Source organism: Roseovarius sp. MMSF_3359 (assembly GCF_030733385.1).
Taxonomy (GTDB): Bacteria; Pseudomonadota; Alphaproteobacteria; order Rhodobacterales; family Rhodobacteraceae; genus Roseovarius.
Map to the genome: position 1 here is coordinate 1 of NZ_JASHJC010000028.1, position 20,632 is coordinate 20,632.

Here is a 20,632-nt window from a genome sequence, read left to right on the forward strand (position 1 = left end):
AGCGCCGTGACGCCGGGGTTCTCCGGCAGGAAGCGCAACATTGCCTCGACAAACCGATCGCTGCCTTTCTCCGGGCGGATCCGGCCAATCGTGGCAATCCCGCGCGTACCCGGATATCCGGTCGCGGCCCAGGCCGCTGCGCGATCACCCGCCGGGGAAAACCGTTCTGTATCAACGCCATGTGGGACAACGCCGCGCACATGGGGCACAAAACCCGCAGCGGCCTCGGTGGTTGCGATCACCGCATCCATGCGAGAGATCAACCAGCGCGGAAAGGCCGAATGGCGCCGGATTGCCGCGGAGGTAAAGACAATTCGGATCGGCAGGCGCAGCACGTCCCGCGCCCAGATCGCGGCGCGCATTTCCGTGTTGCGGCGCACATGCCAGATCGCAAACGGACGCCTCTGTGGCGGCTGGCGGGTCAGTGCGCGCGCCTGCGCCGTCGTCACCGGATCGGGGCAGCCCGGCAGCGCGACACCGGCCAGCGCCATGTCGTAGCGGTCGATCTGCTGTCGGACCACCCCCGCTGCGGTTGCCGAAACCCCGGTGAAGTTGCGGTTGAAATTGGTCACGATCAACTCGGTCACGCGGGCACCTCGACGGCGGGCGCGAGGTCCAGCGCCCGGGTCAGCGTTTCGGTGATCGTATCCAGCATGTCGTCCTGCGCGGCGGCAAAGGCGCGGGATTTTTCCTGCATTGCGTCGCGCGCCGCAACATCCGTCAGCAGGGTGTTGACCTCACGCGCAAGTTCGCTGGTATCTTTGACCTCGCGCGCGCCGCCATTGGCATCGAAATCCGCGTAAGTCTGTGCGAAATTGGCATAAAGCGGCCCGTGCAGGACGGCGGAACCGGCATAGGCGGGCTCATACGGGTTATGGCCGCCCACCGGCGTGAACGATCCGCACAGGCAGGTGATCGGGCTGAGCGCATACCAGAGGCCTGTCTCACCCAAGGTGTCAGCGAGGTAGACCTGTGTTTCCTCCGAGGGTCCTTGCCCGGCGGAGCGGCGATGACTGATCAGGTCCGCATCGTCGATCAGCGCGGCGATAGTGCGTGCCCTGTCGGGATGGCGTGGCACGAGGATCAGCAGAAGATCGGGACAGGTCCGCAGCAGTGTTTTCTGCGCGGCGATCATGATCTCGTCCTCGCCGGAATGGGTGGAACTCGCGACCCAGATTGGGCGGCCGCCGACTGCGCCCTCCAGGCGGGATTTTTCGACCGCGTCGAAAGGCAACGGGCCAGAGACGGATTTGAGGTTTTGCCCCGTATAGGCATGCGTCAGGCCCAGATCGTGCAGATGATCGGTGGTGCGCGCGTCTTGCGTGTGGATCACGCTGAAATGGCCCATCAGGTGCTGTGATGTGGCCGGGAACCGTTTCCAATTGCGCGCGGATCGGTCCGAAATACGGGCGTTGAGAAGCGCCAACGGGATGCCTGCGGCACGGGTCATCTGCAACATCTGCGGCCAAAGCTCGCTTTCGACGAAGATGGCTGCGGACGGGTGCCAATGATCCAGGAACCGGCGCATGGCCCGGCGCGCGTCCAGCGGGGCGAATTGGTGCGTGCAGCGGGGCGGCAGGCGGCGGCCGACGATCTCGGCAGAGGTGGCGGTGCCGGAGGTGAGCAGAAAGTGCCAGCCCGGGTGCAATTCACCCATATGGGCGATGAGGCGCAGCACCGAAAGGCTCTCCCCGACCGAGGCCGCGTGGAACCAGATCACCGTGCCGTCAGGGCGCGGCGCGGTGGCGTGGCCCATGCGTTCGCGAAACCGCGCGGGATCGGTCCCATGGGCCCTGAGCTTGGCTGCAACACGACGATAGGCCAGTGGCGCGATCAGGTTGGCCGCCATGGAATATAATCGAACGGGAAGGGGGGGCATCAGCCGCCGGTATGGCTCATGTGGCGGGACATCTTGCCGTCCACGACCTGGCGGGAATAGTCGAAATCATGCCCTTTGGGTTTGAGCGCGATGGCCGCGCGAATGGTGGCTTCGAGCGGCGCGTCGTCCTGCGGGTTGTTGCGCAGCGCCGCGCGCAGGTCGGCATTGTCCTCCTGGCCCAGGCACATGAACAACTCTCCGGTGCAGGTCAGGCGCACCCGGTTGCAGCTTTCGCAGAAGTTATGGGTCAGGGGCGTGATGAACCCGACCTTCTGTCCGGTTTCTTCAAGCGCCACATAGCGCGCGGGGCCACCGGTCCGTTCGGGCAGATCGCGCAGGGTGTATTCGGTCGCAAGCCGTGCGCGCAGATCGGAGAGTTTCCAATACTGATCCAGACGATCCTCGTTCCCGATATCGCCCATCGGCATCACCTCGATGAACGTGATGTCCATGTCACGGCTGTCGCACCATTCGATCAACTTGAACAGCTCATCTTCGTTGAAGCCCTTGAGCGCCACGGTGTTGATCTTGGCCCTGAGCCCGGCCTTTTGCGCCGCATCAATCCCCCGCATCACCTGGGGCAGGCGGCCCCAACGGGTGATATCGGCAAATTTCTTCTCATCCATTGTATCGAGCGAGATGTTCACCCGGCGCACACCAGCGGCGTAAAGATCATCCGCGAAACGCTCCAATTGGCTGCCATTGGTGGTCAGGGTCAGCTCTTGCAGGTCGCCACTTTCAAGATGCCGGGTCATCGACTGGAAAAACGTCATGATGCCCTTGCGCACCAGCGGCTCGCCGCCCGTAATCCGCAGCTTTTCAACGCCCAGATGGATGAAGGTCGAGCACATCCGGTCAAGCTCTTCGAGCGTCAGCAGCTCCTTTTTCGGCAGGAACGTCATGTTCTCGGACATGCAATAGACACAGCGGAAATCGCAGCGGTCGGTGACCGAGACGCGCAGGTAGGAGATGGCGCGTTGGAAGGGATCAATCAACGGGGCTGTCATGGACGTAAACCTAGGCGTCCCGGCGTCCGGGGGCAAGGCGGAACTTGCCGTTGAAGCGTCCGGGCGCCGTGGTTAGGTTGAGGGTATGAAACAGGGTATTTGTCTGATTGCGATGATGGTTTTGGTGTCGGGCTGTGCGGGGGCGCAATGGCCGGTCTTCAACCGTCCGGCGTCGACCGATGGCGCGTCCGCCGACGCGGGCGTGAACGGCAGCGCCGATACACAGGATCAGGTGGTTGCACCGGTCCCGCCCGCAGCGCGCACGGTCGAGCAATTCGACACCACCACCGAGGCGCAGCGCAGTGCCGCATCCGGTGGCGGGGCAGGCGGCCGGGATTTGGGTGTGACGATCACCTCGCTTGGGGCGCCGGGAGAGCCGGGGTTCTGGCTCAAGACGCCGCTGGTGAGCGCGCCCGCGAAGGGGCGTGTTGTCTATCCCCAGACGGGCAAATCGGCGCAGGTGGACCTGATCCCGATCGACGGGCCGAAAACCGCGGGCAGCCGGATGTCGCTATCCGCGATGCGCCTGATCGGCGCGCCCTTTACCGGGTTGCCAGAAATCCGGGTGTTTCGAATTGAGGGTTAGGTTTTTATCGTAAGATATTGATAGTGAATAAAAATACGGAAAGTGAAGCAGAAATTATCTTGGCCCTGAAAGAAGCGTCGAAACGACAGATATAATGCCTGAACGCCCTATTTTCGCCCCAAAACCCGTCTAAACCTGCGTCGAGATCAAGACCCCCCGGACCGGAGGCCCCATGTTGCGCGTACCCTCGTTTATGATTGCCATGATCTTTGCCGTGGGAACGGCCTCTGCCCAAGACAGCAGGTTGCAACGGCTCGACACCGGCGATGATGGCCGGGCGTGGGAGGCGGTCGGGCGTCTGGATATCGGCGGGCGTGGCTTCTGCACCGGGGCGCTGATCGCGCCAAACCTCGTGCTGACCGCCGCGCATTGCCTGTTCAACAACCGTAGTGGACAACGCATCGACCATACCAAGATCGAATTCCTGGCGGGATGGCGAAACGGCCGCGCCTCGGCGCATCGCACTGTGCGGCGGGCGGTCGTGCACCCGGAATTCGAATATCTGGGCGCGGCCAATGAATTGCGGGTGCGCAACGATGTTGCCCTTCTGGAGCTGCAACACCCGATCAAGAATACCCGGATTGTGCCATTTCTGACTGACCGCCGGCCACGCAAAGGGCAGCGGATTGGCGTTGTGAGCTATGCCAAGGGCCGGTCCGAGGCGCCCTCGCTGCAAGAGGTGTGCGATGTGCGGGCGCGGCAATTGGGCGTGCTTGTCATGTCCTGTGACGTCAATTACGGCTCCTCCGGTGCGCCGGTGTTCAGCTTCGAAGGTGATGAGCCGCGCATCGTGTCGGTCGTATCGGCCATGGCCGAGGTGGATGGCACCAAGGTGTCGCTTGGCACCCAATTGCAGGGGCCGCTCGAGGTGCTGCGCGCCGCGCTTGACGCGGGGCAGGGCGTCTATCAAGATCCGGCGCCCAAGATGTTCAGCGGCACCGAACGTCGTGAGACGGGGGCAAAATTTGCCAAGCCATGATTGCCCGTGCATTGCATATCGCGGCGGCCCTCGCGGTTGCGCTCGCCACGCAGGCCCCTGCGGGAAGCGGGTTGATCCGTCTGACTGATCGCGATGACCTTTTCGGTTGGGAGGCAGTCGGCCGCATCGAAATCGGGCGTAACGGCTATTGCACCGGTGTGCTGATCGCGCCCAACCTCGTGCTGACGGCGGCGCATTGTGTCTACGATGACGCGCTCCGCGCAGTCAGTGCGGCGGATCTGACCTTCCGGGCGGGGTTGCGGGATGGCACGTCGATTGCCGAGCGCAAAGTGGCCCGCGTGGCCGCACATAAGGGATACAACCCAAAACGCCGTTATGGCCCCGAAAATATCCGCCATGACGCGGCCTTGCTTGAACTGGCCGAGCCGATCCCGACGTCACTGGCCAACCCGTTCGTGCTGCATCAGGGCGCGGGCAACGGGCAGCGCGTCAGCGTTGTCTCCTACGGGCAGGGGCGCGACGATGCTTTGTCGTGGCAGCGCGACTGCGGGCAACTCTGGAGCGAGCAGAACCTGATCGCTTTCGATTGCAACATCACCTTCGGGTCAAGCGGTGCGCCGGTCTTTGTCCGTGACGGCAGCCGGGCGCGCATCCTTTCGCTTGTGAGCGGGGGCAATATGGACGATGGCACGCCGCGGGCATTCGGTATGCGCCTGCCGCCGCTGATCGCGGACCTCAAGCGCGATCTGCGGGCGATGCCCAAGGCGCCGGTCGCAAATGGCGGTATCCGCCGCATCAAGGTCGGCCAGGGCGGCGGCGCCGCCGGCGCGAAATTTGCAAAGCCCTGATAAAGCGTGATATTTTCGCCCTTGATGGGGCCTTGAAACGCCCAAAACCACTCCCCACATTACTATTGTTCCGGCGCCAATCTTTGGGTCGGACGACACGTCGCCTGTCCCATGAGGGAAGGCATCAACATCAGTTATCGCTCAAATGGAGGATGACCCATGCGTAACTTTGACCTGGCCCCGCTTTACCGGGCTACCGTTGGTTTCGATCAGATCGCAGACATGATGGACCGAGTTCTGTCGAGCGAGATCAGCCAGCCGACCTATCCCCCTTACAACATCGAAAAAACCGCCGATGATACCTATCGCATTTCGATTGCCGTCGCCGGTTTTTCGGATGCCGACCTGTCGGTCGAGGTGAAGGAAGGCGCGCTTGTTGTGTCCGCCCGCAAGTCGGACGCGGATGAAAGCCGCACCTACCTGCATCGTGGCATCGCCACCCGCGCGTTCGAACGCAAGTTCCAGCTTGCCGATCACGTGCGCGTCACCGGTGCGGCCCATACCGATGGTATGCTGCATATCGACCTGGTGCGCGAAGTGCCTGAGGCGCTGAAACCCCGCCGGATCGAGATTGCCAAGACCGATGCGATCGAGAAAGACGTGGTTGACGCCAAGGCCGTGAACTAACCGCACGAGCCGCAATATGATTGCTATGAAGGCCCCGGTTTTCCGCCGGGGCCTTTTGTCGTTTTCGAGGGAAGCGGCCGGGCCGGGATGAGCGGAAACACGCACACGGCGTATTGCTACCCATGTCGAATCGGCCGGGTTCAAAAATTCGTGTTATGGTTGCGTCATACCTAAATTCATTTTTATGGGGGTTGCGATGCCTATCCGCCCCACGGCGCATTCGCTTTCCGGACTATCCATCGGTGCCACCAATACGGTCAGCGCCCTGACCTCGTCAGGCGCGATTGTTGCGGCTGAAGAGGTCGACCTGAGCGATCTGGTGCTCATTCCAAGTTCGCCCGACGTCATCAAGAACATCTTCGAGAAAAGCCGTCCCGGCACGCCGGTTCTGCGGGTTGATGACCTGGTGGCGATGCGGATCGAGCTGCGCAATTGTAGCGTCACGCCGGGGTCGCCGCCGGTCATTCGCAAGACGGGCCGGGGCAAGGGCCTCCTGATCCTGCACTTCCCGCCGCAGACGATCACCGAAGAGACGTTCTATGAACCGCCGCCGCCAGATATCTCTGACCCGGCAGAAGATGATCCGACCCATCCGAGCCACAATGGCCCGACGAAGCCCGAACCCGAGCCGCCCGGTCAGAGCGATGATTTGACGGAGCCACCGATACGCGCCCGCAGCGGGGACGAATCCCGCCTGGTTTTCGAAGTCCCCGCCGATGACGAGATCGAATATTCACTGGCCGGTGTCCTGTCGGCGGTGCAATCGCTGAAACTGGTCGTGGCGCCCAATGCCAAGCCGAAGGCCACGAAACCGATCCAGGTGATCCCGCTCAAGGACCTGGTGAACAAGGCCGCGATCAATGCGCTCTCGCCGCAGAAACGCGCGGCATTGTCGGCCCATGTCGCGTCTTCCTTCCGGCTTGCGGCGCGCGGTGGCGGGGACATGACCACGATCCGCGCGCGCCAGGCAGCATCGAACAGCGATGTGCTGACCCGGCTGCCCGATGCGGTCGACCTGGGGCTTGGTATTCTCGATACCACGGGCCCGGAACCCAAGCGCCCCACACCATCCCAGACCGCAATCGAAATCCCCTGGCGGCTGATCCTGTCGCCTCATGCGGGTGCGGCCTGGCGCCATGCGACCGAGCCGGTGCATTCGCCCGCCACCAAACGGACCGAGCTTTGGCACACGCAGATGGTCACGCCACGGTCCGACGGCTCGCATGTCATGCCGCCATACCCGGATGCGAACCGCACGATCCGCGCCGTCTGGGCGCGCAGCGGCAGCGGCGACGAACGTGCCGACCCTCCCATGCAGGGGCCCTATCCCGGTGGGATCGACAACCTGCCAGGCCCCGACAAAATGCCCTTCCGCCAGCCGATGGACGACTTCGACCGGTTCCAGGTGGTGCATCTATCGTCGAATTTCGGCTCGACCGATTACAAGCCCGAGCCGATAGATACCAACCTGATGATGCTCTCCTCGCTTGGTGGATGGCTCGACAGCCGTGGTGCGTGGGAGCCGTTGGGCCTTTCGGTCGAGGAATGGGTGCACCGGGCGTCGATGGCGCGCGATCATTATGTCAAAGTGGTCTATCGCGGGTTCCTTTGCCCGTTTGGCCATCGCGTGTCGCTGGTCAAGGTGACCGAGCGGAAGTTCCACAAGGGCTCCGATCCCAACCTCAGGCAGAACGCCTATCTGCGACAGCGGTTCTATATCGTGATCCGCGAATACATCCGCCATTTCGACGACAGCGCCTTTCACGCCACCGAATCCGTCGATGGCAATGTGAACTACGCGCGGCAATTCCCGCTCTCCAAGGTGGAAATCCTGACGGAACAGACGCCCGACCTGGATGATCCTGCCCTGAACGAAGTGCAACTGGGCAAGAACCAGCTCTTCTTCTGGCCCCATGTGGGCGGTAACCCGTTCATGTTCCAATGCGCGGCGACCGACCTTGATGACCGGCGGGTGGTTTTCGAGTTGCCGATGATCTTCATGGACAACACGATGGCCTGTCCGCGCAGCCTGGTGAACAAGAGGCTGTTGCCGAACTGGACCACCGCGCAGAACAGTGCCGCCGATGCCGCGACCGCCTATAACGCGAGCCCCTATAATGACGCCGATCTGAACTTGCAGCGCGTGTCGCTGGCCACGCCAAACAAACCCGGCGACAGCGCGGTCGAAGCCAAATCGGTCATCTTCAACATGGAGGCGCCCGTCCGGTCCAGCCCCGGGGTGAACGCAACAACCAACACGAGCCTGCGCTCCTATAGCAACGATCTGATGCGGCCGCTTTTCGTGCCGAAGATTTACCAGGTCGAGGCCAAACTTGGCCCGGTCGCCCACCTGACCGGGTCGGCCAAGACCAACAAGCTGCAATGGAACGCGCAATACCTTCGGGTGGGGTTCAACACCGACATTTCCGCACCGGAGCCGGACCGGAACATCGGTGAAGTCTTTGCCGATATCGTCCAGACCGGCAGCAATATGGGACAGCTCGATTTCTCGTCGCAGGGGGACAAATCCGGCGGGTTCATGCAGCCCAACCTGAAACCACTGGCGCTGTCGCGGATGGCGGGGCCGGTGATGAGCGACCCGGTGGAATTTGCCAAGGGCAAGCTCGAAGGGGGGGCGGGTTTCCCGACCGCGCCGGGCCTCAACGACCTGCCGCTGCCGCTTCTTTTCGGCTGCATCCCTCTGGGTGAGCTGATCCAGGCGGTGGCCAACATCTCGGGCGATCCCGAGAAGGTGCCGAAGTTTGCTTCCGAGGCCGGGACGCAGTTCGAGACGTTCATCTCGACGCTCTTGCGCCTTTTCACCTTGGCCGCGGACCTGCCCAAGGGGCCGCTTGGCGTGGCCAAGGGGGCGCTTGATCAATACCTGTCCAAGATCGACGACCTGATCGGGCAGGGGCAAGCGGTCCTGCAGGAGATGCAGGACGTCATCGACAAGCTTAACGAAATGGTGGCGCTGATTGATGCGCTGCGCAACAAGGTCGAAAACGCGGTGAACGCGGCCGTCGATGCGATCGAGACAGATCCGGACTTCACCGGTGCGCTGGCCGATATCCCCGCGATCCAGGTCAAGATCGACGAGCTTCTGGCGTTGGTCACGCCGCCCAACGGCACCCTGATCCCCGCCAATATCCGCCAGCAGATCATCGCCTTCGCCAATGGTCTCAAGACCGTGCTGGAGGCGATTGACGACGTGCAGACGCTATTCAGCACCGGCAAGGCCGTGTTCGAAAAGCTCGACGCCATCGTGGGTGACCCGCAGGCGCTTGCGGACCTCTTCGAGGATCCGGGCGAGTTTGGCAACAAGCTTGAGGAGTTGGAGGCCACTATTGGCCCCTTCCGCACGGCGATTGCCGATTTCGACCTGCTGCCCGAGGCGGTCAAGGCACCGCTCACCTCGGCGCTTGATGATTTCGAGGATGTACTGGGCATCGCCGGCGATCTGGTCGACCTGATCGAGATGCTGACCGGGGACGAGTTGACGATCCGCTTCGACTGGAACCCCGAGATCGCAAGCTGGCCCAGTTCAGATCCGCTATTCCGCGCCAACGATACCAAGGGTCTCGTCGTGTCGGTGGAGGGTAAGGTCAAGAAAAACGGCGCCTCAAGCCCGCAGATCTCGGTCACCTGTTCACTGCGGAGCTTCGATCTGGTGCTGATTGCGCCCGCATCGTTCCTCGAACTCAATTTCGACCGGATCAGCTTTTCGATCGACAGCGCCGCCAAGATGGATGTGGATGTCCTCCTGAACGACATCAAATTCGTCGGCCCGCTCAGTTTTGTCGAAACCCTGCGCGATCTCATCCCGCTCGACGGGTTCTCGGACCCGCCTTACCTCGACATCACGACCGAGGGCATCCATGCGGGCTTTGACGTCTCCCTGCCGACGGTCGCTGTCGGTGTCCTGAACATCTCGAACATGAGCCTTGGCGCGGGCTTTACCGTGCCCTTCATCGGTCAGCCGCTCTCGGTCTCATTCAACTTCTGCACGCGCGAACAGCCCTTTACACTCACGGTTTACGTCTTCGGCGGTGGTGGCTTCTTTGGCGTCACCATCGACCCGCAGGGGGTGCAGATCCTGGAAGCCGCGTTCGAGTTTGGCGCATCGCTCTCGGTCGATTTCGGCGTGGCCTCGGGCGGGGTCGAGGTGATGGCGGGCATCTATTTCCGCATGGAGCAGGACGATGCCTCGCTCACCGGCTATTTCCGCCTGGGCGGGCATGTGAACGTGCTGGGGCTGATCTCGGCCTCGCTGGAGCTCTACCTGGAGCTTGAATACGAGTTTTCGTCCGGCAAATGCACGGGCCGCGCGTCGCTCACCATCGAGGTGTCGGTGCTCTTCTTCTCGGGCAGTGTCACGATCAAATGCGAAAAGAAATTCGCCGGATCGAACGGCGATCCGAGCCTGCGCGAGATGATGGGTCATCAGCCGGAATTGCCGCTCGAAGACGAGCTTGCGGCGATTACTGGGCCGGAAGTGGATTATGGCTGGCGTGAATACGCCGAGGCCTTTGCGTGAGGAGGGGGAGAGGATGGCACAACAACTGATCGTCTGGACAGCACTTCCCTATGGCCGGGTGCGCGAAGGGGAGCATAAGGGGAAATGGCGCATCTCGGTCGTGGTCTCACCGCGCCTGACGCCCGAGGCGGCGGATGAACAGACGCTGGCGGCCTTCGCGCCCTGGCTCGACTGGCCTGGCACGTTGGAACGGGCACGCTTCGGACTGCGCGTGGGCATGGACACGGTGCCGCTGGAGCGGATCAGCAAGCCTGACACCGGTCTCTGGGAGCAGTTTTTCGACAAGGAAACACCGGTTGCCGGGTTCGTCTACAAGGACATGAGCACGGTCAACCTGCATTCCTATCCGGTTCGCAACGTGCTCTCCTTCGCACGCGATCACTACGGTCGCCTGGCAACGGATAATGGCGCGGAACATCCGAAACTGCTGCCTTGGAAAGATGCCGATCCGGGCGTCAAGGACATGATGACCGGGATCGGCACGCGCACCTACAAGGTGACTGTCAGCGACCGGGTTATCGAATTGCCGCTACCCGGATTTTCGCGCTTCCACGACGAGGGGTTCGAGGAGGAGGTGACGGGCCGCGTCTTTGGGCGCAAATCGGTCTACGACATGGATGTGGTGGCCCCCGGTGTCGAAATTGATACCGACACGCCGCATGTCTATTCCAAGAAATCCATGCGGGTGATGAAGCCCGATTGGCAGGATCCGGCCTCTGCCGGGGCCGATGCGGGCCTGATGGGGAGTTTTGCCACCAAGGACGAATACACCTTCTATCAGGCGGACCGGTTTTATCGGCGGCGTAAGCCGACCGCGGCCGAGAAAGCCAAGCTGCGCCCCGATTTCAAGGATGTCACCCCACCGCCTGAGGCACCGGAATATGACTTCCATCAGATGGTCGCGTCCTATTCCGATTACGGCGCTCTGTTGCGTGGACTTGGCCTCGTGATCGATTTTGTTTTCAAGGACACGGGCGTGATCGAAGACCGCATTGCCCTTGGCGGTGGCACCGGCGTCGGGCAGATGCAGCTTCGTATCAAATGGGATGGCAGCGCGCCCGGAGAGGGCGCACGCCCGCGCACCGCCTGGCTTGCGCAGCCGGATCGGTTTGTTGCCCGTCCGCGCACCGATGACCATGCGGCGGGTTTCCTGCGCCTTGAAGGCTCGGACGATGGCTGGGGGCAACGCAAGGACGAGAAGGAGGGGCTTTTCGATCTCTACCAGGTCGATCCCGACGGCGCGGCGCTCAAGACCGTCAACTACACGCTGACGGCGCAGAACCTGGTGACCAAGAGCCTGTCGATCCGCCAGAAACATGGCGAGGTGACCTATACCACCGGCGACCGCCAGCCGGTCGCGGCGCTGCGAAGTTCCGGCATCGGTGTGTCGCAACATGGCCGCGCCGAGAAACTTGCCAAACTCGCCGCCGCGTCGGATTTGAAGAATACCGAGATCGTCAATGGCAACGCGCAGAATGTGGTGCTTTTCGCCGAGGATGTGCATCGCGGTCACCGGGTGGATATCGCCCGGGTGCCGGATTTCATCCAGCCTGGCAAATGGCAGACGCTGTGCGCCCGCGACGGCAGCTACCGCGCGCTCAAGAACGATGTGGAGCTGAATTTTGAGCCCGATGAGGGTTATGTCTCCGGCTCATCGCTCAGCGGCGATCTCAACGACCCGGATGAGCACTATATGCACGAAAGCCTGTTCCGCTGGTCCGGTTGGTCGCTGGTGGCGCCGCGTCCGGGCAAGACGATCAAGTCCGAGACCAGTGAGGACAACAACCTGCAAGGCGAGGTGCCCGCGGATGTGACCGACACGGCGGAAAAGGGCAACGGCCTTTCGGCCACGTTCAAGGCGCGCAAGGGCTCGCTGCCCCGCCTGCGCTTTGGCAGCATTTACCGCGTCAGGGCGCGTGATGTGGACCTTGCCGGGAATTCGCTGGCCATTGACGATCCGTCGATCGAGCCGCTGGAGCAGGCGAGCGATGCGGTTGGCTACTGGCGGTTCGAACCGGTTGACCCGCCCGCCCTGATCCAGCGCGAGAGGCTCAGCGAGGGCGAGCAGCTTGAGCGCATGGTGATCCGCTCGAACTGGGACGTGGGGACCGGCGATTACCTTCAGACGCCGGATTTCAAGGAAGCCATCGCGCTGCCGGCCTCGGTCGATTTCCGCTACACGAGCGAGAATGAGCGCCATGTCGTGCCGCCGAAATCCTCGCAGTTACAATGCGAAGTGCATGGGCTTTTCGATCCCTATCTCGGCGGTGACTGGCAGGACGCCAAGAAGGGCTATGAGATCGCCGCGCGCGAGGCCGGGTCGCTCTTCGATCCCAATCTCGGCACGCAGATTGAACTGGTCACGCCGCAATCCGTGGCCGATGCCGCCACCACGACGACTGTGCCGCCGGAACTGCCCAGTGCCGACAACCCCGTGGGTGACCGCATGGTGGGTGGGCAATACATCATCCACAAGCAGGCCCATGTGGCGACGCCTTACCTGCCCGATGGGGCCGCCGGTGGGGTGGCGATCCGCGCGATCCCGGGCCATTTCATCCCCGGTCTCGAACCGGATCTGGTGCTGGGCGATGATTGCCGGGTCGTGCAATGCGACGACAATGATGAATTGGTCCTGCTGGTCCGGCATCGCGGCGACTGGCCCGATGCGCAGGGCTTCCGGCTGGTGCTGGCCGAACGCGCCGAGGCTGACAAAGACCTGCCCTGCCAGGTGAATTTCGCCGATGCCGGGACGCCCGATTGGGACGATGAAAAACGTGTTCTGACGATCTATCTGGCCAAGGGACAGATCCTTCACCTGCGTTACGCGAGCTTCATCGACCCCGACTTCCTGCACCATTTCGGCATCCCCCGCTGGACCCAGACCAAGAAGGCCGGGGAGGGCTGCATGAAGGCCGCGGCGATGGGGGCGAATTGGCTGATGACGCCCTATCGCGGATTGTCGATGGTCCATGCCACGCAGCAACCGGTGTGCCAGCCGGAGCTTATCAAGATGACCCCGGCGCGCGGGGCGGGGGAACATAATGTCACGCTGAATTGCCGGGTGGTGCGCCTGCACGGCCCCTCGACCGGCAAGTTCGAGGTGGAGGCGCGGTGGAAAGAATGGGTGGACGACATCAACCGTCCTGGCCCCGAGCGGGTCGAGTTCAGCGGACAGTTGGGCGAGGTGCGCCTTGCCGACAATCACGCGAATGAATTCCCGCTGAGCACGGCGGTCAATGCGCAACTGGCCGATCCCGAGGCCGTGCGGGGCGATGTGCACGAGTTGGGCGACACGCGCTTTCGCCTGATTGAATACCGCGTCCGGGCCACGACCCGGTTCCGCGAATACCTGCCGCCGTCGATGTATGACAAGCCGGACCTGATTTCGCGGCTTGGCCCGGCGGCGCTTGGCTCACCCGTGGCCTTGCCCGCCGAAGACGACCCCGGTGCGCCGGTCCTGCGGGACGCGGGCGGATCAGCCGCGCAGAGTTATGTGCCGTCCAGTGCCGCGCCCAAGGATCCCAAGCTGCTTTACGTCGTGCCGACCTTCAAATGGAACCGGTCCGTGTCCGATGACCGCCACGACGCGACGCGCTACGGCAACGGGTTGCGGGTCTGGCTTGACCGCCCGTGGTTTTCCTCGGGCGATGGCGAGCTTCTGGGCGTGGTGCTGCATGGCAACAACGCCAATTTCAGCAGTATTTCCGACGATATGGAAAAGCTGGTCACGCAATGGGGCGCCGACCCCCTCTGGGAGACCGCGAAGCCGAAACAGACCATCCGGGATCAGGATTTCCCCGCGCGCGTCACCGCCGAGAGCATTGCCTTGCAGGAAAAACCCGGGGGCGCGCTCGCCCGGATTGTCGGCCACCGGGTGCATTGGGACGCCGATCGCGGCCTTTGGTATTGTGATATCGAGCTCAATCCCGGGGCGGCCTACATGCCTTTCGTGCGCCTCGCCCTTGTCAGGTATCAGCCCAATGCCATGACGGGCGCCAAGATTTCCAAGGTCGTGCTGGCCGAGTTCAGCCAGATCCTGCCGCGGCGCAAGGTCATCGCCCGCAAGGACGGCAACACGCTCGATGTGTCGCTGCACGGGCCTGATCCGCTCAGCGGGCCGCTCCACTTCACCCGCGATTCCGCCTATCAAAGGGTGTCATTCGTCAATGGCCCGTTCGAGACCGGGCGCAACCGGGTTGAGTTGGTCTTGCAGGAACAACAATCCGGGATCGACAGCGACCTTGGTTGGAAGGATGTCAAAACACTGGCGCAGCATGTGGTGGGTGAAGAAGAGGATGAGGATGATGGCCCGGTCATCACACCCGGCCCCGCAATTGACCCCTCGATCTTTGACCGCGACCGTTTTGAAGGCCGCCTGCCTGAACCGCCCCCCGATGTTGATCCCGAGCCGATACCGGAGCGGATACCCGATCGCATTCCGGGACGTCTTCCGGGTCGGGTGCCGGGCCGTATCCCGGGGCGCATACCGGGCGGCGTGTCGCCGCGGATACCGGAACGCGAACCGTTTGGCCCGGGCCGGATCGTGCGGCGCCGCTCCGGCGGCAGCGTGGAACTGGCCAGTTCGGTCAACCTGGGGGTCATGGCCCTCAACGCAAGGCAGCCGCTTTCTGCCGCGCTGGCAACCAATGCCGGCAAAGTTGCCGCGACGGGCACCATCGGCGTCTTCGATCCCTTCCTGAAGGATCCGGCTTTCTGGGCGGATGAGGTGACCATCCCGTCCGGGTCCGGCAAACGGCGTGTTGTCATTCGGGAATTCGAGCGGTTCTATTCCGACAACATCGTCAATGAGCGGGTCGGAAACCACACCTTCTTGCGTCGGATCATCGAAGAACGTCTGGTCTTCGCGGAGGTGATCGACCTTTGAGGCGATGCCCGGATGCTTGCGTTGCCTAGGGCTTCGCCAGGTGCTTTTCCGCCTCACGTCGGGCAAACGGCTTCATCACGCTGCCGTTTTCGGCCATGAAGGCGCGTACCCGGTCGGGGTCGTGTTTGCCCAGATCGCGCAACCACCAAGCCACGGATTTCTGGATGAACCAGTTCTCGTCGCGGACATACGCAGCGGCCCAGCCCAAAACGCGGTCGCGGATTGCTGCGTCGGCAGGTTTCGGGTGGTTTTGTTTGGTCCAGGGCAGGGTGATGACCATCGCCGCCCGTCGGGTCCAGTGGCTTTCGGATTGCGTCCACGCCTCGACCTCATCCACGCGCGACGGATCGGCCACAAGGCGTTTCTGCCCCGCCATGCAAGCGTGATCGGCAATGGCCCAGCTATCGAAATCCGGCACCCAGGAGGTGATGAGCGCCCAAGTGCTGTCATCGGGCCTGATCCGCGCCTGGGTCAGAAGTTTTGCGGCGGCCAGCCGGGCTTCGAACACATCGGTCTGCCAGAGCGCATCTGCTAGTGCCACGTGGTCCTCGACCGACAATTGCCCGCGCCAAGCCTTGGTCAATTCGTTGATGGCCGGGTTCGGGATGCCCAGATAGGTGCGCGGCACCTTGTGGTAGCCTGCCATGCCCTCCGCGCGACCGGGCTCGACATGCGCCCGCAGTGCCGCCATCGCTTCATCCGGTGTCATTCCTCGACGATCCCCGTTGGCGCGCCATCAAGGGTCTGCGTGTTCCGCTCGGTCCAATAGGCGGGAATGCCTTCCGCACCCTTGTCCTCGGCCCAATGTTTGAGCGTGTCACGATCGCCCGCATGGTCGAAGAAGGGCACCGCGTAGCCGCAGGATTTCTGTACCATGTCGATCTGCATGTCATAGATCTGCCGCATCCCGAGTTGATCGGGGAAATGCGCGGCCATCTCGGCCCAATCGGCATCGCGGGGATGTAGCGTGCGGGCGGTGCCATAGGCGCGCAGGATCATCGGACGTTTGGTGAAAGAACACCACATCAGCGTCATTCGGTTGACCTGCGCCAGATGGCCAGCGGTTTCATTGCCGCTGCCGGTGAAGTTGCGCCACAGGATCCGGTTTGGCCCCATGACCCGCAGGCTGTCCATGCCCTTGGGCGAGATATTGACCTTGCCACTTGCCCCCGCTGTGCCGGTAAAGAACAGGTGTTGCTCACCGATGAATGCGATGTGCTGGTCGCTGAGGCTGTCATATTGGGTGCCCATGGGGCGCTCCTTTGCCGGAAGAGGCCCCGGCGCGGCGGCCGGGGCGGGGGGTCACTCCACCGTGACCGATTTCGCGAGGTTACGGGGCTGGTCCACATCGGTGCCTTTGGCGACTGCGGTATGATAGGCCAGAAGCTGCGCGGGCAGGGCATAGAGGATCGGCGTCAGGATCGGATCGACCTGCGGCATGATAAGCGTCTGCCAGACACCATCACCGGCCTCCTTGGCGCCCGCCGCATCGGTCACGAGCATCACCTTGCCGCCACGGGCCATCACCTCCTGCATGTTCGACACGGTCTTGTCGAAGAGGCCGTCACGGGGGGCCATGACCACCACCGGCATCTTCTTGTCAATGAGCGCGATGGGGCCGTGCTTCAACTCGCCCGAAGCATAGGCTTCGGCGTGTATGTAGCTGATTTCTTTTAGTTTTAGCGCGCCTTCGAAGGCCAATGGATACATCAGCCCACGCCCCAGGAAGAGCACATTTTCCGATTCCGCAAGGCGGCGCGAGGATTTCTTGAACGCGGTGTTCTGGTCAAACGCATGGTTGAACGTGCCGGGCAAGGCGCGCAGGCTGGAGAGCTTGTCGGCAAAATCCTCGGCGTTGATTGTGCCCCGGGCTTTCGCCGCCTTGAGCGCCAGGAGCAGAAGCACTGTCAACTGGCAGGTAAAGGCCTTGGTCGAGGCAACGCCAATCTCTGTGCCTGCATGGATCGGCAGGGCGAGGTTGCTTTCGCGCGCAATCGAGCTTTCGGCGACATTGACCACCGATAGGATGGTGTCGGCACGCCCCTCGCAATAGCGCAGGGCCGCGAGCGTATCGGCGGTCTCGCCCGATTGGCTCACGAAAAGCGCGGCAGTGCCGGGCACGACCGGCGGTTCGCGATAGCGGAACTCTGAGGCGATATCGACTTCAACCGGCATCCCGGCGAGTTGTTCAAACCAGTATTTCGCGGTGAGGCAGGCATAATAGGCGGTACCGCAGGCCACCATGACCATGCGGTCGATTTTGGTGAAATCAACGCCATCGCCGGGCAGGGTGATGTCCGTGCCTTCCTTGTTGAGGTAGAAATTCAGCGCGTTCGAGATGACCGTGGGTTGCTCCGCGATCTCCTTGGCCATGAAATGCTTGTGGCCGCCCTTGTCGACACGGGCGCTGTCGATCTGCACCGTGCGGATTTCGCGGTTCGCGGTGTTGCCGCCGGCATCGGTGACCTCAAGGCTGGTGCGGGTGATGACGGCCATGTCACCCTCTTCGAGATAGGTGATGCGGTCCGTCAAAGGCGCCAGCGCGATGGCGTCGGAGCCTACGAACATCTCGCCGTCGCCATGGCCGACGGCAAGGGGGCTGCCCTTGCGCGCGGCAACCAGCAGGTCCGCCTCGCCATCAAAGAGGAAGCAAAGCGCATAGGCCCCTTCGAGCTTGGCAATGGTTTTGCGCGCGGCCTCGACCGGCTCATCGCCCTGATCCATGAAGTACTGCACCGTCAGGGCCACGGTTTCGGTGTCGGTATCGGTCTCGAACCCGATGCCGTTGCTGGCCAGTTCGGCGCGCAGTTCGCGGTAGTTTTCAATGATGCCGTTATGGACAACCGCCACACGCCCCGCGCGGTGCGGGTGGGCGTTGGCGACATTGGGCGCGCCATGGGTGGCCCAACGGGTATGGCCAATGCCGGACTTGCCTGCGAGCGGTTCATGCACCAGCAGGTCGCTGAGATTGACCAGTTTTCCGACCGCACGGCGGCGATCAAGCTGCCCGTTGTTGATGGTGGCGATCCCGGCGCTGTCATAGCCGCGGTATTCCAGCCGTTTCAGCGCCTCAACCAGTGTCGGCGCAGCCTCGTGATGGCCAAGCACCCCAACAATTCCACACATTATCCTGCCCTCTCATCGCGTTTCTTTTTCTTTTTTCTTAACATTTCAAACAGCTTGACCGCAAAGCCGGGCTTGTTTTCCTGCGCGGCCCGGGCCACGGCCAAAGCGCCCTCGGGGACGTCCTTGTTGATGACGGACCCGCTTGCGGTCATCGCCTTGTCGCCCACCGTCACGGGTGCGATCAGCATCGTGTTGGAGCCGATGAAGGCGTTTTTGCCCACCTCGGTGTGATGTTTCATCACGCCGTCATAGTTGCAGGTGATCGTCCCCGCGCCAACATTGGTGGCCTCGCCCAGATGCGCGTCGCCGATGTAGCTCAGGTGATTGACCTTGGCGCCTTCGTCGATGATGGCGTTCTTGACCTCGACGAAATTGCCGATGCGGGTACTTTCGGCAAGCTCGGTGCCGGGGCGCAGACGGGCATAGGGGCCGACGGTAGCGCCACGCGACACGTGGCACCCTTCGAGGTGGGAAAATGCGCGGATATGGGCACCGGATTCCACGGTGACACCGGGGCCGAAAACCACGTTCTGTTCGATTACCGCATCGCGGCCGATGACCGTGTCATAGGCGAAATGCACGGTTTCGGGGGCAGGCAGGGTGACGCCATCGTCCAGTGCAAGGGCACGGGTGCGGGCCTGAAACGCGGCTTCCGCCTGGGCCAGTTCCGCGCGTGAGTTGATGCCCATCGTCTCGGCCTCTTCGCAGGCGACAGCGGTGGCGGATAGGCCCTTTTTGCGGGCGATTTCAACGATATCGGTCAGGTAGTATTCGCCAGAGGCATTGTCATTGCCGACCGCGTCGATCAGCTCGAACAGGACGGAGGTCTTGGCCGCGACCACGCCGGAATTGCAGAACCTGATGGCGCGGGTGGCCTCATCGGCGTCTTTGAATTCGGTGATGCGGGTCAGTTCGTCTCCCTCCATCACCAACCGGCCATAGCGTCCGGGGTCGGCGGCCTCGAACCCCAGAACGACGATATCATGTGACTTGCGCGCCTCGGCCATGCGCAGAAGCGTGTCCTCGCGGATGAAGGGCGTATCGCCATAAAGCACGATCGCGTCACCCGCGTGATCGGCGAGGGCAGGGGCGGCCTGCGCGACCGCGTGGGCGGTGCCGAGCTGCTCATTCTGCTGTGCGACCTGGATATTTTCATCGTAGCCCTGCGCGGCCCTGGCGACGGCATCGCCATCATGACCGACAACCACGACGCAGGCGTCCGGATCAAGCGCCTGTCCCGCGCGGATGGCATGGATCAGCATCGGGGCCGAGGCGATCTGGTGCAGGACCTTCGCCTTGTCGGATTTCATGCGGGTGCCTTTGCCTGCGGCGAGGACGATCAGCGCGGTGCTCATGCGGTTTCTCTTTGTAATTACGCCCGGCCCGTTTTATCCGGAAAGCGGTTCGGCGCAAGGTGGCGAGGGATCAAACAAGATTGCGGGATGTGACAGACGGCAGCAAGAACCTGCCTATCCCGTTGAAGTTAAGGGGAAAGACATCCAATGCGTACGGTGGTTTTTGATCTGGATGGCACGTTGGCGGATACCAGCGGCGATCTGATTGCAGCGGCGAATGCCTGTTTTCGGGCCATGGGCGTGGGCGATCAGCTTTCTGCCGAGACCGATGCCGGGACCGCCCTGCGCGGCGGGCGGGCGATGCTCAGGCTGGGGTTGGAGCGGCTCGGGGATGGGGTCGATGAGGCGGTGATCGACCGCTATTACCCGGTTCTTCTGGAGGCATATGAGGGGGCTATTGATACCCATACGGTGTTTTATCCCAATGCGATGGCCAGCGTCGAAAACTTGCGCCGCGATGGCTATGCCGTGGCGATCTGTACCAACAAGCCCGAATATCTGGCGCGGCTCCTGATGACGCGCATGGGGGCGCTTGAGCATTTCGATGCGCTGATCGGGGCCGACAGTTTGCGTATGCGCAAGCCAGATCCGGAAACCTTGTTGGAGACCGTGCGGCGGGCTGGTGGTGATACCGGTCGGTGCCTGTTGGTGGGCGATACGGAGACGGACCGGGAGACATCGCGCCGGGCCGGGGTGCCGTCGGTTCTTGTCACCTTCGGGCCCAACGGGGGCGATGTCGCGGCCCTCGCCCCGGAGGCGACGATAGATCATTTTGACGAATTGGCGGGCGTGGTACGCACCCTCATCGGGTAGTGCCGTTGGTCCGGGCTGGCATGCCCGTC

General features: G+C 62.7%; 13 protein-coding genes and 1 pseudogene. 7 read left to right on the plus strand and 7 right to left on the minus strand.

Going from position 1 to position 20,632, the window contains the following annotated elements:
- The 3 genes and pseudogenes from RBB29_RS21815 to moaA form a co-directional block, all read right to left on the minus strand.
- Positions 1-587, minus strand: a pseudogene (locus RBB29_RS21815) (glycosyltransferase family 1 protein); the annotation flags it as partial.
- Complete coding sequence (locus RBB29_RS21820; protein WP_306115273.1) at positions 584-1,849, minus strand: 3-deoxy-D-manno-octulosonic acid transferase; 1,266 nt, start codon at positions 1,847-1,849, stop codon at positions 584-586. The gene RBB29_RS21820 and the pseudogene RBB29_RS21815, both read right to left, overlap by 4 nt.
- A gap of 29 nt (positions 1,850-1,878) precedes the next feature.
- On the minus strand, positions 1,879-2,886 hold the full coding sequence (gene moaA, locus RBB29_RS21825) for a GTP 3',8-cyclase MoaA (RefSeq protein ID WP_306115272.1): 1,008 nt from the start codon (positions 2,884-2,886) through the stop codon (positions 1,879-1,881).
- Between the two features lie 85 nt (positions 2,887-2,971).
- Between moaA and RBB29_RS21830 the strand changes: the two genes are divergently transcribed.
- From RBB29_RS21830 to RBB29_RS21855, 6 genes are all read left to right on the plus strand, one after another.
- The gene (locus RBB29_RS21830; RefSeq protein WP_306115271.1) at positions 2,972-3,472 is read left to right on the plus strand and encodes a hypothetical protein; all 501 of its coding nucleotides are present in this window, start codon (positions 2,972-2,974) and stop codon (positions 3,470-3,472) included.
- Positions 3,473-3,644: 172 nt separating this feature from the next.
- A complete protein-coding gene (locus RBB29_RS21835) occupies positions 3,645-4,451 on the plus strand; it encodes a serine protease (protein ID WP_306115270.1) in 807 nt (268 codons plus the stop codon).
- Positions 4,448-5,260 carry a serine protease gene (locus RBB29_RS21840; RefSeq protein WP_306115269.1) on the plus strand — a complete coding sequence of 271 codons (813 nt, stop codon included), beginning with the start codon at positions 4,448-4,450 and terminating at the stop codon, positions 5,258-5,260. Before RBB29_RS21835 ends, RBB29_RS21840 begins: the two co-directional genes overlap by 4 nt.
- Positions 5,261-5,419: 159 nt before the next feature.
- Entirely contained in the window at positions 5,420-5,887 is a 468-nt protein-coding gene (locus RBB29_RS21845) for an Hsp20 family protein (RefSeq protein WP_306115268.1), read from the plus strand.
- 196 nt (positions 5,888-6,083) lie between these two features.
- A complete protein-coding gene (locus RBB29_RS21850) occupies positions 6,084-10,424 on the plus strand; it encodes a hypothetical protein (RefSeq protein WP_306115267.1) in 4,341 nt (1,446 codons plus the stop codon).
- A gap of 13 nt (positions 10,425-10,437) precedes the next feature.
- A complete protein-coding gene (locus RBB29_RS21855; RefSeq protein WP_306115266.1) occupies positions 10,438-15,309 on the plus strand; it encodes a hypothetical protein in 4,872 nt (1,623 codons plus the stop codon).
- Positions 15,310-15,334: 25 nt separating this feature from the next.
- Here RBB29_RS21855 and RBB29_RS21860 read toward each other — a convergent pair whose 3' ends face one another.
- Genes RBB29_RS21860 through glmU form a run of 4 tightly spaced genes read right to left on the minus strand, consistent with a single transcriptional unit; the run spans position 15,335 to position 19,790 of the window.
- Positions 15,335-16,018 (minus strand): DNA alkylation repair protein, encoded by a 684-nt coding sequence (locus RBB29_RS21860; protein WP_306115265.1) that lies wholly within the window; start codon positions 16,016-16,018, stop codon positions 15,335-15,337.
- Positions 16,015-16,560 carry a pyridoxamine 5'-phosphate oxidase family protein gene (locus RBB29_RS21865; RefSeq protein WP_306115264.1) on the minus strand — a complete coding sequence of 182 codons (546 nt, stop codon included), beginning with the start codon at positions 16,558-16,560 and terminating at the stop codon, positions 16,015-16,017. The genes RBB29_RS21860 and RBB29_RS21865 overlap by 4 nt, the downstream gene beginning before the upstream one ends.
- Positions 16,561-16,611: 51 nt before the next feature.
- Positions 16,612-18,435: a glutamine--fructose-6-phosphate transaminase (isomerizing) gene (gene glmS / locus RBB29_RS21870; RefSeq protein WP_306115263.1), complete on the minus strand. Its 1,824-nt coding sequence runs from the start codon at positions 18,433-18,435 to the stop codon at positions 16,612-16,614.
- Entirely contained in the window at positions 18,435-19,790 is a 1,356-nt protein-coding gene (gene glmU, locus RBB29_RS21875) for a bifunctional UDP-N-acetylglucosamine diphosphorylase/glucosamine-1-phosphate N-acetyltransferase GlmU (RefSeq protein ID WP_306115262.1), read from the minus strand. Before glmU ends, glmS begins: the two co-directional genes overlap by 1 nt.
- A gap of 147 nt (positions 19,791-19,937) precedes the next feature.
- Here glmU and RBB29_RS21880 point away from each other — a divergent pair, with 147 nt between their 5' ends.
- Positions 19,938-20,603, plus strand: a complete 666-nt coding sequence (locus tag RBB29_RS21880) for an HAD-IA family hydrolase (protein ID WP_306115261.1) — start codon at positions 19,938-19,940, stop codon at positions 20,601-20,603.
- Positions 20,604-20,632: the final 29 nt, after the last annotated feature.

What these genes read in the sequence shown, in the direction of transcription:
- RBB29_RS21820 (WP_306115273.1), bottom strand. Translation starts at nt 1,849, where the DNA reads ATGGCGGCCAACCTGATCGCGCCACTGGCCTATCGTCGTGTTGCAGCC.
- moaA (WP_306115272.1), bottom strand. Translation starts at nt 2,886, where the DNA reads ATGACAGCCCCGTTGATTGATCCCTTCCAACGCGCCATCTCCTACCTG.
- RBB29_RS21830 (WP_306115271.1), top strand. Translation starts at nt 2,972, where the DNA reads ATGAAACAGGGTATTTGTCTGATTGCGATGATGGTTTTGGTGTCGGGC.
- RBB29_RS21835 (WP_306115270.1), top strand. Translation starts at nt 3,645, where the DNA reads ATGTTGCGCGTACCCTCGTTTATGATTGCCATGATCTTTGCCGTGGGA.
- RBB29_RS21840 (WP_306115269.1), top strand. Translation starts at nt 4,448, where the DNA reads ATGATTGCCCGTGCATTGCATATCGCGGCGGCCCTCGCGGTTGCGCTC.
- RBB29_RS21845 (WP_306115268.1), top strand. Translation starts at nt 5,420, where the DNA reads ATGCGTAACTTTGACCTGGCCCCGCTTTACCGGGCTACCGTTGGTTTC.
- RBB29_RS21850 (WP_306115267.1), top strand. Translation starts at nt 6,084, where the DNA reads ATGCCTATCCGCCCCACGGCGCATTCGCTTTCCGGACTATCCATCGGT.
- RBB29_RS21855 (WP_306115266.1), top strand. Translation starts at nt 10,438, where the DNA reads ATGGCACAACAACTGATCGTCTGGACAGCACTTCCCTATGGCCGGGTG.
- RBB29_RS21860 (WP_306115265.1), bottom strand. Translation starts at nt 16,018, where the DNA reads ATGACACCGGATGAAGCGATGGCGGCACTGCGGGCGCATGTCGAGCCC.
- RBB29_RS21865 (WP_306115264.1), bottom strand. Translation starts at nt 16,560, where the DNA reads ATGGGCACCCAATATGACAGCCTCAGCGACCAGCACATCGCATTCATC.
- glmS (WP_306115263.1), bottom strand. Translation starts at nt 18,435, where the DNA reads ATGTGTGGAATTGTTGGGGTGCTTGGCCATCACGAGGCTGCGCCGACA.
- glmU (WP_306115262.1), bottom strand. Translation starts at nt 19,790, where the DNA reads ATGAGCACCGCGCTGATCGTCCTCGCCGCAGGCAAAGGCACCCGCATG.
- RBB29_RS21880 (WP_306115261.1), top strand. Translation starts at nt 19,938, where the DNA reads ATGCGTACGGTGGTTTTTGATCTGGATGGCACGTTGGCGGATACCAGC.